Annotated in this window: 11 protein-coding genes; 4 read left to right on the top strand and 7 right to left on the bottom strand. The window is 74.7% G+C overall.

All coding sequences use genetic code 11. From position 1 onward, the window contains the following. Positions 1 to 23 precede the first annotated feature (23 nt). Positions 24 to 428, bottom strand: a complete 405-nt coding sequence (locus ACFP2E_RS03785) for a universal stress protein (protein ID WP_378521205.1) — start codon at positions 426 to 428, stop codon at positions 24 to 26. A gap of 137 nt (positions 429 to 565) precedes the next feature. Between ACFP2E_RS03785 and ACFP2E_RS03780 the strand changes: the two genes are divergently transcribed. After that, entirely contained in the window at positions 566 to 997 is a 432-nt protein-coding gene (locus ACFP2E_RS03780; RefSeq protein WP_378521206.1) for a hypothetical protein, read from the top strand. Here ACFP2E_RS03780 and ACFP2E_RS03775 read toward each other — a convergent pair. Beyond that, positions 994 to 2457 carry a glutamate--cysteine ligase gene (locus ACFP2E_RS03775; protein ID WP_378521207.1) on the bottom strand — a complete coding sequence of 488 codons (1464 nt, stop codon included), beginning with the start codon at positions 2455 to 2457 and terminating at the stop codon, positions 994 to 996. The genes ACFP2E_RS03780 and ACFP2E_RS03775 overlap by 4 nt on opposite strands. Positions 2458 to 2466: 9 nt before the next feature. Beyond that, on the bottom strand, positions 2467 to 3420 hold the full coding sequence (locus tag ACFP2E_RS03770; protein ID WP_378521208.1) for a DUF4192 domain-containing protein: 954 nt from the start codon (positions 3418 to 3420) through the stop codon (positions 2467 to 2469). 120 nt (positions 3421 to 3540) lie between these two features. On the opposite strand from ACFP2E_RS03770, the gene ACFP2E_RS03765 reads away from it, so the two are divergent. Then, on the top strand, positions 3541 to 4893 hold the full coding sequence (locus ACFP2E_RS03765; RefSeq protein ID WP_378521209.1) for a DNA polymerase IV: 1353 nt from the start codon (positions 3541 to 3543) through the stop codon (positions 4891 to 4893). Here the strand turns inward: ACFP2E_RS03765 and ACFP2E_RS03760 are convergent. The 3 genes from ACFP2E_RS03760 to ACFP2E_RS03750 are packed head-to-tail and all read right to left on the bottom strand — an operon-like array spanning position 4832 to position 7082. Further along, complete coding sequence (locus ACFP2E_RS03760) at positions 4832 to 5746, bottom strand: biotin-dependent carboxyltransferase family protein (RefSeq protein ID WP_378521210.1); 915 nt, start codon at positions 5744 to 5746, stop codon at positions 4832 to 4834. The two genes, ACFP2E_RS03765 and ACFP2E_RS03760, sit on opposite strands and share 62 nt — an antisense overlap. Next, positions 5743 to 6345, bottom strand: coding sequence for an allophanate hydrolase subunit 1 (locus ACFP2E_RS03755; RefSeq protein ID WP_378521211.1), 603 nt, complete (start codon positions 6343 to 6345; stop codon positions 5743 to 5745). Before ACFP2E_RS03755 ends, ACFP2E_RS03760 begins: the two co-directional genes overlap by 4 nt. A gap of 20 nt (positions 6346 to 6365) precedes the next feature. After that, on the bottom strand, positions 6366 to 7082 hold the full coding sequence (locus ACFP2E_RS03750) for a LamB/YcsF family protein (protein ID WP_378521212.1): 717 nt from the start codon (positions 7080 to 7082) through the stop codon (positions 6366 to 6368). A 37-nt stretch (positions 7083 to 7119) separates the two neighbouring features. Here ACFP2E_RS03750 and ACFP2E_RS03745 point away from each other — a divergent pair, with 37 nt between their 5' ends. Both ACFP2E_RS03745 and ACFP2E_RS03740 read left to right on the top strand, forming a co-directional pair. Next, positions 7120 to 9258: a S9 family peptidase gene (locus ACFP2E_RS03745; protein WP_378521213.1), complete on the top strand. Its 2139-nt coding sequence runs from the start codon at positions 7120 to 7122 to the stop codon at positions 9256 to 9258. Positions 9259 to 9461: 203 nt separating this feature from the next. Next, positions 9462 to 10418 carry an RNA polymerase sigma factor RpoD/SigA gene (locus tag ACFP2E_RS03740; RefSeq protein WP_378521214.1) on the top strand — a complete coding sequence of 319 codons (957 nt, stop codon included), beginning with the start codon at positions 9462 to 9464 and terminating at the stop codon, positions 10416 to 10418. A gap of 16 nt (positions 10419 to 10434) precedes the next feature. On the opposite strand, the gene ACFP2E_RS03735 is transcribed toward ACFP2E_RS03740, so the two are convergent. Further along, positions 10435 to 11730 (bottom strand): glycoside hydrolase family 3 N-terminal domain-containing protein, encoded by a 1296-nt coding sequence (locus ACFP2E_RS03735; protein WP_378521215.1) that lies wholly within the window; start codon positions 11728 to 11730, stop codon positions 10435 to 10437. Positions 11731 to 11733 lie beyond the last annotated feature (3 nt).

The following is an 11733-nucleotide window of genomic DNA, read 5'->3' as shown; positions in this document are numbered from 1 at the left end:
GCCCGGAGTGCGTCAGCGGCGGGTCACTCCCCCGCCTTCACCGCCAGCACCGGGCACTTGGCGTCCAGCAGGATGCGCTGGGCGTTGCTGCCGAGGATCAGCTTGCCGACCGGCGAACGGCGGCGCAGCCCGATGACGATCAGCTCGGCGTCGTTGGCCTCGGCGATGCTGATGAGGTCCTCGGCCGGCTCGAAGCCACGCACGAGCTGGCGCAGGTCGAAGGAGACACCCGCCTCCTCGAGGCGGCCGCGGACATCGGCCATGTCGGACTCCGCCTGCCGGGCCGTCTCGCCGTCGAACTCCTGACCACCGCGGTGGGAGTTGACGACGACCACCTTGGCGCCGCGGAGCTTCGCCTCGTCGATGGCGCGTCCCAGCGCGGCATCGCCCTCAGGCTTCGGTACGTACCCCACGACCACGGTCCCCATCGACCCCTCCTCGCATCAGTGCCGGCCACGCTGCCGGTGGGCCGTCGGCCCACGAGCACGCTATCGGAGATGCGGCAACGACGGGAGGCTGTGGAAGGACGGCGAGCCGCGGGGCGGCGGCAGGGCAGGCTGGCCGGGTGCCGCTCCTCCTCGACCCGGTCGACCGCAACCTCGCCAGCGAGCTCAGGCGAGCAGTCCTGCAGTGGCGCACCGGAAGCAGCAGCCGCCACCCGGCCGCCCGGCTCCACCTCGGACGGCCGGGAGGCACCGTGCTGTCGTGGGCGGAGCCGCCCGGCGCCGGCCCGGTCGACCGTGGGCTGCGCTGCGACGTGATCGCCCGGATGCTTGACCACGGGGTGGCGGGCGCGGACCCGCTGGTGTGGCTGGGCCGCGCCGGGGAGCTCGAGTGGGAGGACCCGGACGCGGCCTGGCTGTCGGCTGCCCTCGTCTCGTTCGGCGAGGCCGGCCGGCCACTCACCATGGTGGTGGTCACCCGGGAGGGGTGGTGGGACCCCCGGAGCGGCACACGACGCACGTGGCGGCGGCTCCGGGACCGCAGCTGCGGCTAGTCCCAGGTGTGCACCGGCTCGTTGGTGTGCATGTTGTCGCAGTACTCCAGCAGCGTGGCCCGCAGCGCGTCGTAGCGGTCGAGGTCGTCGCGATCGTGCATCCGGCGGACGAACCACTCCGCGGAGTTGGTGTGCTGGAGGCAGCGCTGCTCGATGATGCCGAGAAGCCGGTCACGCTCGTCGGCCGCCACGCCCCACATCTCGAGGCCCTCGTGGGCCACCGGCAGCAGCCGGCGCAGCACCAGCTCGGTGGCGCGCACCTGACCGATGCCCGGCCAGTAGACCTGCGCCTCGATGCCGTGCTCGGCGGCGGTGTGGAAGTTCTCCTCCGCGGCGCTGAAGGACATCTGCGACCACAGCGGGCGCTCGCTCTCGGCAAGGAACCGGACGAGACCGAAGTAGAGGGCGGCGTTGGCCATCATGTCGGCGACCGTGGGGCCGGCGGCGAGGACGCGGTTCTCGACGCGGAGGTGCGGTGTGCCGCCGGCGATGTCGTAGACCGGGCGGTTCCAGCGGTAGATCGTGCCGTTGTGGAGCCGCAGCTCGGAGAGCTCCGGGGTCCGGCCGTCCTCGAGCGCCTCGAGCGGGTCCTCCTCGTCGGTGATCGGCAGCAGCGCCGGGAAGTAGCGGACGTTCTCCTCGAAGAGGTCGAACACCGAGGTGATCCAGCGCTCGCCGAACCAGACACGTGGCCGCACACCCTGGGCCTTGAGCTCCTCGCTGCGGGTGTCGGTCGCCTGCTCGAAGAGGGGGATGCGGGTCTCGCGCCACAGCTCCCGGCCGAGCAGGTAGGGCGAGTTGGCGCCGACGGCCAGCTGCACGCCCGCGATCGCCTGCGAGGCGTTCCAGTAGGCAGCGAACTGGTCGGGCGAGGTCTGCACGTGCAGCTGCATGCTGGTGCAGGCGGCCTCGGGGACGATCGAGTCGGCGGTGGTGACGAGGCGCTCCTCGCCGGCGATCGAGATCACGATGTCCTCGCCGCGGGCGGCCATGATCTGCTCGCTCAGGAGGGCGTAGCGCGGGTTCGCGCTCAGCGTCCCGGGGCCGAGGTGGCCCTCGGCCAACGTCGGCAGCACGCCGATCATCACCATGTGGGCGCCGACCTTCGACGACTTCGACTCCGCGTCGTTGAGGCTCTTGCGCAGCTGGTCCTCGAACGTCGACAGCCCGCCCTCGCGGAGCTTGGCGGGCGGCACGTTGATCTCGATGTTGAACTGCCCGAGCTCGGTGACGAAGTCGGGGTCGGCGATCTGCTCCAGCGCCTCGGCGTTCTTCAGCGCCGGGTCGCCGTCCTCGTCGACCAGGTTGAGCTCCACCTCCAGCCCGGTCATCGGGTCGTCGGTGTCGAACGCCTCGTCGCGCAGCATCCGCGCGAACACGTCGAGGCACCGACGCACCTTCTCGCGGTGCCGGGTGCGGTCCGCCCTGGTGAACTCCTGTGACTCCACCTCTTCGCCCATGGTGTGACCCTAGGGTCGCGACGCGCCCTTGGCGAGCACCTCGGGGTCCTCGGGCGGCGGAACGGCCTCCTCGAGCAGGCCGGCGACCAGCCGCGCGAGGCCGTGGCCCGGATCGAGCTCGAGCGCCCGGTCGACGGCGCACCAGGCAAGCGCGCCGTGGCCGGCCACCCACGCCGACACCGCGAGCAGCGCGGCCGCCGCGGGCGCGAGGTCCTCGGGCGCGCGTCGCAGCAGGTCGGTCCACACCGCCACGTGGCAGCGGGCGTCGTCGCGACGGATCCCCGCCCAGACCGCGTCGCGCACCACCGGGCTCGACGTGACGGCCACCAGGAGCCGGGCCGCCTCCGCGTCGTCGGGCAGCGTCCCGGCCGCGACGTGCCGGCCGACGAGCGCCGACACCCGGTCCGGGCAACCGTCCGGCTGCTCCGGTGCATCCTCGCGGGCCGCCAGCAGCGCCGCCACGCGGGCGGGCACGGGCCGCAGCGTGGCCGCGAGCTCGCCGCGGGAGGGCTGCAGGACGCGGCCGTCGAGGACCGCCTGTGCCGTGAACGGATGGCTGCTCAGGTCGTAGGGCACGCCGCCGGCCGGCACGTCTCGGCGGTGGCGCAGCAGCGGGAACCACCTCCGCCCGTCGGCACGCAGCGCGTCCACCACCTCGATGCCGGCCTCGCGGAAGCCGCGGACCAGCCGGCGGCAGATGCGGTCGGCCGCGAGCGGGACGTCGGTGTAGAGGAGGAAGACGACGCGGCCCACCCCGTGCTGGAGCGCCGGCCGGAGCAGGGCGTCGACGAGCTCGGCCGTCCACTCGGCCGCCCCCTGCGGCGGCGGCAGGTCGACCCGGGCGTGGAAGCAGCGGGGTCCGCCGAAGGTCAGCATGACGACCGAGTCGGCCGGCTGGAAGCCGAGCACGACGGGAGCGACGGCGAGCAGGTCCTCGGGGGTGCGGGCGGTGAGCGTGGTCATGCGCCGACCGTCCCCCCGACGCGCCCCGTCGCGCCGGACCGCCCGACGGTGCTGGGGACGGCGGCCCGGGAGCAGGCGGCTGTGGACGGCGCGTGGGCCCGCCCGCGGTACCTTGCGCGCATGCGTCAGGTCGCCTCGGTGCTGCACCTCGACCTCGACGCATTCTTCGCCTCCGTCGAGCAGCGGGACAAGCCCTCGCTGCGCGGCAAGCCGGTCGTCGTCGGCGGCGTCGGCGGCCGCGGGGTCGTGGCGACCGCCTCCTACGAGGCCCGCAGGTACGGCGTCCGCTCGGCGATGTCGACCCGGGAGGCCCGCTCCCGGTGCCCGCACGCCGCCTTCCTGTCCGGCCGCTTCCACGCCTACCGGGACACCAGCCGCCGGGTGATGGCGCTGCTGCGCGAGGCCTCGCCGCTGGTCGAGCCGCTCTCGCTCGACGAGGCGTTCGTCGACCTCGCGGCCGCGGACCTGCCCGACCTCGAGGTCGCAACCGTGACGGCGTTCGCCGAGGACCTGCGGCGCCGGGTGACCGGGGTGACCGGCGGGCTGACCGCCTCGGTGGGCATCGGCACCTCCAAGTTCATCGCCAAGGTGGCCAGCGACCTCGACAAGCCCGACGGCCTCGTGGTGGTGGCTCCCGGGACCGAGCGCGACCTGCTCCGGCCGATGCACGTGACCGTGATCCCCGGCGTCGGCCCCGCCACCGCCGAGCGGCTGCGGCGCGCCGGCATCCACACCGTCGCCGACCTCGAGACGGTCAGCCTCGACGAGCTGGTCCGGCTGCTCGGGAAGGCGCACGGCGCCGGGCTCCACGCGCTCGCGCGCGCCGAGGACGACCGGCCGGTGGTCTCCGAGCGCGAGGCCAAGTCGGTCAGCGCCGAGGGCACCTACGACACCGACCTGACCGACCGCCGCCTCATGGAGGGGCTGCTCACCCGGCAGGCCGCCGGGGTGGCCGAGCGGCTGCGCAAGGGCGGCCTCTCCGGCCGCACCGTGACGATCAAGGTGAGGCTGCACGACTTCACGACCCTGAGCCGGTCCACGACGCTGCCCTCCCCCACCGACAACCCGGCGACGATCGGCCGGCTGGCCAGGTCGCTGCTGACGGAGCTGGACACCTCCGGCGGGGTCCGGCTGCTGGGCGTCGGGGTCACGGGGCTCGCGGACTGGGTGCAGGACGACCTCTTCGGCAGCGAGGAGGACGAGCCCGCGGCGCCCGAGGCCGAGGCGGCCTCGCACGGCGTCCTGCCGCAGCGGCACCGCTCCACGTGGGCACCGGGCATGGACGTGGTGCACGCCGAGATGGGCCGCGGCTGGGTCTGGGGCTCGGGCCGGGGCGTGGTCACGGTCCGCTTCGAGACCGCGGACACCCCGCCCGGGCCGGTGCGGTCGTACGCCGTCGACGACCCGGCGCTCAGCGCGTGGCAGCCGCCCGACGACCCTGCTGACCCGGAGGGCTCGGCCGGTCCGGGGTGAACCGCACCGACTCCCCCGGGCGGAGCTGACCGCAGACCCAGAGGTCCTCCCGTCGCACGACGGCCACCACCGGGTAGCCGCCCGTCGGCGGATGGTCGGCGAGGAAGACCACCGGCTGCCCGTCGGGGGGCACCTGGACGGCGCCCAGCACCATCCCCTCACTCGGCAGCTCCCTGGGCAGCCCGGCGTCTCGGCGGCGGGCCAGCGGCTCGCCCCCAAGCCGCAGGCCGACCCGGTCGGAGTCGGGGGCGACCTGCCAGGTGGTGTCGCAGAGCCGGTCGATCACGTCGTCGGCGAACCAGTCGCGGCGCGGACCGGGCGCGACCCGCAGCGGCCCGGCGGCGCGCGGCCGGGGCGTCTCCTGGGGGTGCGGCGGCCCGGCCGGCTTCCCGACGGGCAGCTCGGCGCCGGCCACCACCCGAGGCGGCCCGACCCAGGCGAGCGTGTCCGTGGCCCGCGACCCCAGCACCGGCGGCACGTCGACGCCGCCCGCGACGGCGAGGTAGCTGCGCACGCCGGTGGCCGGGACGCCGACCTCCAGCCGGGACCCGTCGGGCAGCCACACCGGCTCGCCGTGCGCGACCGGTGCACCGTCGACGAGGACGCCGCCCGGCGCCCCGGTGACCGCGACCCAGTGCCCGCCGCGACCGGTGGCCCGGAGCCCGCCCAGGGTCACCTCGAGCAGCGCCGCGTCGGGCGGGTTCCCGACGAGCCTGTTGGCGAGGTCCGCGGCGACGTCGTCGAGCGGCCCGCCGCGCGGGACCCCGAGGTGGGCGAGGCCGGTGCGTCCCCGGTCCTGCACCGTGCACAGCGGGCCGGGGTCCTCCACCCGCAGCAGCCGGTCCCGGGTCATGCCGGCACGAACCTGACGCGCGTCCCCGGCGGCAGCAGCGCGGGCTCCCTGCGCCGTGGGTCCCACAGCCGCGCGGTCGTGGTGCCGATCAGCCGCCAGCCGCCCGGTGAGGCGGAGGGGTACGCCGCGCACCAGGCGCCGGCGAGCGCGACCGAGCCCGCCGGGACCCGGGTCCGTGGCGTCTCCCGGCGGGGCACCGCCCACTCCTCGGCCAGCCCGGACAGGTAGGAGAACCCCGGCGCGAAGCCGCAGAAGTCGGCGACGTACTCCACCGACGTGTGGCGCTCGACCACGCCGGCCTCATCGGTCCCCCACAGCCCCGCCACGAAGGCGAGGTCGGGGCCGTCGTACCGGACCTCGACCACCACCAGCTCCCCGGCGTCCGGCTCGGCGTCGGGCCACCACCCGGCCAGCACCTCGCGCAGGGCCGCCGGGTCCGCGACGTCGTCGAGGAGGACGGTGCGCGCCGCCGGCACGACCTCGCCGACGGCGAGGTCGAGGTGGCGGACCCAGCGCGCCAGCGACCGCGCGGCCGCGGCGTCGGCCACCTCGGCCAGCAGCGCCGAGCGGCCCACCGTCCGGATCTCGATGCCGTCCACGCGACCAGTCTCCCGCCCGGTCACAGGCCGCGCAGCCGCCAGCCGGCCTTCTCCAGAGCAGTGCGCACCGCAAGGGCGTGGGCCACCGCCCCCGGCGTGTCGCCGTGGAGGCACAGCGACTGGACCCGGCCGGCGAGCTCGAGGGCGCGGCGCGCGATCACGGCGGAGTCGTCCAGCACGGCGCCCGGCTGGTCCCGCGGCAGCAGCCGGCCCCGGTCGTCGTAGCCGCGGTCGGGGAAGCCCTCCAGCAGCGTGCGGCGGCCGGCCGCGGCGGCCAGCGCCAGCACCCGGGAGCCCGGCATCCCCAGCACCGGCAGCCCGACCGAGCCGGCCAGCACCGAGCCGGCCAGCACCGAGCCGGCGAGCACTGCGTCGGCCTGCTCCTCGTCCTCGGCGACGCGGTGGTAGAGCGCGCCGTGGGGCTTGACGTAGCGCACCTCGCCACCGGCGGCGGCGGCGATCTCCGCGAGGGTGCCGACCTGGTCGGCGACCTGCTCCCGCAGCACCCCGTGCGGGACGTCGCGCGGCACCCGGCCGAAGTTCTCCCGGTCGTCGTAGGAGACCTGCGCCCCGATCGAGACCCCGCGCGCCACCGCCTCCTCGCAGACCGCGCGCATGATCGCCACACTGCCCGCGTGGTAGCCGCAGGCGACGTTGGCGCTGGTCACCACGGCGAGCAGGGCGGTGTCGTCGGTGACCTCCTCGCCGAGGTCCGCGTTGAGGTCGATCTCCGCCATGGGGCGACGCTATCCCCGGCGGCTATCGTCTGCGCCCATGGAGTCCCCCGTCGCGCCCAGCCGGCCCGTCACCACCAGCCACCACGGCCGCGAGCGGGTCGACGACTACGCCTGGCTCCGCGAGAAGGAGCACCCCGACGTCCGGGACTACCTCGAGGCCGAGAACGCCTGGACCCGCGAGCGGACCGCCCACCTCGCCGACCTCCGCCAGAAGATCTTCGAGGAGATCCGGTCGCGCACGCTCGAGACCGACCTGTCGGTCCCGACCCGCAGCCGCGGCTACTGGTACTACGGCCGCAGCTTCGAGGGGAAGGAGTACGGCGCCACCTGCCGGGTGCCGGTCCTCGACGAGGCCGACTGGGCTCCCCCGCGTCCCGCCGAGGACGTCAGCCCTGCGGAGCCCGCACTGCCCGGCGAGGAGCTGCTGCTCGACCTCGACGCCCTCGCCGAGGGGCACGACTTCTTCTCGCTGGGCGGCTCCTCGGTCAGCCCCGACACCACGCTGCTCGCCTACTCGACCGACACCACCGGCGACGAGCGCTACACGGTCCGGGTGAAGGACCTGCGCACCGGGGAGCTGCTCGACGACGAGATCGTCGGCGTGCTGGGCGGCGCGACCTGGTCCCGCGACGGCCTCGACCTCTACTACACGACCGTCGACGAGACCTGGCGCGCCGACAAGGTCTGGCGCCACCGGCTGGGCACGACGCAGGCCGACGACGAGCTGGTCCACCACGAGCAGGACGGCCGGTTCTGGGTCGGCGTCGGCCGCAGCCGCAGCGACCGGTTCCTCGTGGTGGTGAGCGGCTCCAAGACGACGACCGAGTACCGCTTCCTCGACGCCGACGACCCGGCCGCCGGCTGGCAGGTGTTCCACCCGCGGCAGGACGAGCTCGAGTACAACCTCGAGCACGCCGTGGTCGCCGGGGAGGACGTCTTCCTCGTCCACCACAACGGCACCGGCCCCGACTTCGAGATCGCGGTCGCACCCGTGCGCCCGACGCCGCCGGCCGCCTGGCGACCGCTGGTCCCCCACGACCCCGCGGTCCGGCTCGAGGACGTCGACGCCTTCACCGGCCACCTCGTGGTCCACCAGCGCAGCCGTGGCCTCACGCAGCTGCGGATCCTCGAGCTCGGGCCGGACGGTGTCACTGACGACCACCTGGTCGAGTTCCCCCAGGAGGTCTACACCGTCGGGACCGCCGGCAACCCCTCCTTCGACCAGCCCGTCGTCCGGCTCGGCTTCACCTCGCTGGCGGTGCCGTCGTCGGTCTACGACTACGACGTGCGCAACCGCGACCTCACGCTGCTGCGCCGTGCCCCCGTGCTCGGCGGCTACGACCCGGCCGACTACGAGGAGCACCGGCTCTGGGCCAACGCCGACGACGGCGAGCGGATCCCGATCTCCGTCGTCGTCCGCCGCGGCGCGCGCGAGGACGTCGGCGGCGGCACCGGCCCGGTGCCGGTGCCGGTGCTGCTCTACGGCTACGGCGCCTACGAGGCCTCGATCGACCCGTACTTCTCGGTGGCGCGGCTCTCGCTGCTCGACCGCGGCGCCGCCTTCGCCATCGCCCACGTCCGCGGCGGCGGCGAGATGGGCCGCCGCTGGTACGACGACGGCAAGTTGCTGCGCAAGCGCAACACCTTCACGGACTTCGTCGCCTGCGCCCGCCACCTGGTCGCGGCCGGGTGGACGACGCCCGCGACGACGGTGGCGGAGGGGGCGAGCGCCGGCGGGCTGCTGATCGGTGCGGTCGCCAACCTCGCGCCGGAGGAGTTCGCCGGCTTCGTGGCCGGGGTCCCCTTCGTCGACGCACTCGGCTCCATGCTCGACTCGAGCCTGCCCCTCACCGTCGTGGAGTACGAGGAGTGGGGCAACCCGGAGGCGGACCCGGACGTCTACGACTACATGGCGGGCTACTCGCCGTACGACAACGTCGCGGCGCTGGACTACCCGCCGATCCTCGCCGAGACCTCCTTCCACGACACCCGGGTGTCCTACGCCGAGCCCGCGAAGTGGGTGGCCCGGCTCCGGGCGACCGCGACCGGCCGGCGCGACTTCCTGCTGCGGACCGAGATGGCGGCAGGCCACGGCGGCGTCTCCGGGCGCTACAAGTCGTGGCACGACCGGGCGTTCACGCTGTCCTGGATCCTCGACCGGCTGGGGCTGGCCTAGACCACCCGGGAGGCGGTCCGGGGCCCGGAACAGCCCTGAGAAGTCCCTGAGAGTTGCGGTGTGAGGCAACTCGCTCGCCCTCCCACCCGTCGGAACTGGTGAGGACTCCGAAGCACTACCGGGAATCCAACGGGGTACGGAGTCGTTGAAAGTTGTGCGAGGTCGTGGGACGCGGCCCCGCGGCGAAGGAGGGGCGTTCTCACATGGCAACCCGCACCGCAACCACTGCGACGCGCGAGATCGAGGGGCGCGACAGCGTCGGGCTGTACCTCGACGAGATCGCCCGCAACCCGCTGCTGGACGCCGCCGCAGAGGTGGAGCTGTCCAAGACGATCGAGGCCGGCCTCATGGCCGAGCACCTGCTGCGCACCGGCCGCATCGGCCGCCGCAAGGGCGGCGCCCCCGGCTACGCCACCCAGGAGGAGCTCGAGTGGCTCGCCGAGGAGGGCCGCAAGGCGGTCGACACCTTCATCACCGCGAACCTGCGGCTGGTGGTCTCGATCGCGCGCAAGTACGGCCGCGCCCAGATGCCGATGCTCGACCTGATCCAGGAGGGCAACACCGGTCTGATCCGCGCGGTCGAGAAGTTCGACTACACCAAGGGCTACAAGTTCTCGACCTACGCCACCTGGTGGGTGCGTCAGGCGATCACCCGCGGCATCGCCCAGCAGGCACGCGTCGTGCGGCTGCCGGTCCACGTGGTCGAGGAGCTCAACCAGGTGGGCGGCGCGCGGCGCACCCTCGAGCGTCAGCTCGGCCGTGAGCCCGAGCCGCGCGAGATCGCCGAGGAGCTCGGCATGGACCTGGACCGGGTCCTCGACCTGATGTCCTGGGGCCGCGAGCACGTCAGCCTCGACACCCCGGTGGACGAGGACGGCGACACCTCGCTCGGCGACCTGATGGCGCAGGAGACCGCTCCCGGACCGGACCTCAACGTGCTCGACCACGAGGCCCGCGACCGGCTCAACGCCCTCGTCTCGCTGCTCGACGAGCGGTCGGCCGACATCATCCGGGCCCGCTACGGCCTGGTCGACGGCCGGCAGCACAAGCTCGCCGACATCGGCGCCCGCCACGGCATCTCCGCCGAGCGGGTCCGCCAGCTCGAGCGCGAGGCGCTTCAGAAGCTGCGCCGGCTCGGCGACCCGGACATGGCGGCCTGACCGCCGGACGAGTCCGTCAGCCGTAGGCGGCGGCCATCAGCCGCTGCGCCGCCGCCGCGGCACGGGAGGCGACGTCCGCGGGGACCTCGGTCTCCGCGGACGTGCGCTGCTGCCAGAGCTGCAGCGCGACCACGCGCGCGGCCGCCTCCTCGGCGCGCTCGCGGGTCACCCGGCCCGACTCGATCGCGTCGGTGACCGTGGCATGGGTGCGCGCCGGGTCCGGCGGCATCAGCAGCAGGTCGGCGCCCGCGGCGAGCGCGGTCACGGCAGGCTCGGACCGGCCGACCACGCCACCCATCCCCAGCGAGTCGGTGACGGCGACGCCCTCGAAGCCGAGGTCGTCGCGCAGCAGGTCGTAGACCTCCGGCGCGAGGCTGGAGGGCACGCCGGGCGCCAGCGCCGTGACGTCGAGGTGGGCGACCATCACCGCGGGGGCGCCGGCCTCCACGGCGCGCCGGAACGGCACCAGGTCCTCACGCTCGAGCTGCCGCCTCGGCGCCGGCACGACCGGCAGGGTCTCGTGGCTGTCGGCGGTGGCGCGGCCGTGCCCCGGGAAGTGCTTGGTCGTCGAGACGACGGCGCCGTCGGAGTACCCGGACACGGCGGCGGCGACGGTCGCCGCGGCCGTGCGCGGGTCGTTCGACGGCGAGCGGGAGCCGATCGTCGGGTCGGCGGCACCGATGGTCACGTCTGCCACGGGTGCGAAGACCCAGGAGAAGCCCAGGTCCCGCAGCTCCCACGCGGTCGCCTCGGCGGCTGCCTCGACCGCGCTGCGGCCCTCGCGGGGCGCGCGCGCGACCGCGGCCCCGGCGGTGGCGAAGGAGGGGAAGTCGGTCGCGACGCCACGCAGGTGGGCGACTACGCCGCCCTCCTGGTCGACGCCGACGACCGCCGGGAAGTCCCGGCCACCCGCACGAGCGGCCCGGTCGATCGCCCGGGTGAGCTCGCGGACCTGGGCCTCGTCGACGACGTTCTCCGTCGTGACGCTCATCCCGGCGAGGTGGTGGCGGCGCACGAGCCGGGCCGCCAGGGCGGGGTCGGTGCCGTGGAAGCGACCCACGATCACCTGGCCGGCCAGCTGCTCCGCTGACCACCCCGCCACCAGCTCCTGCGCCTGCGCCAGCTCTCCCGTGGTCGGCCCCCAACCCAGCGGGGTGTCGGGGTCCGTGGTCGCGGTCTCCGCGCCGGCGGACGACGAGGGGCTCGGCCTGTCCGAAGAGGTGGGGCCGGCGACGGGGCCCGAGGTCGAGCAGCCGGTGGTCACCAGCAGGGCCAGCGTGGCCGCCGCTGCGAGAGATGCCTTGGTGATCACCGG

It is taken from the genome of Nocardioides sp. GCM10027114 (assembly GCF_042659625.1).
In the GTDB taxonomy this organism is placed as follows: Bacteria; Actinomycetota; Actinomycetes; order Propionibacteriales; family Nocardioidaceae; genus Nocardioides.
Note: the sequence above shows the minus strand (reverse complement) of the source record. Positions and strands in the feature narration are given on the sequence as shown.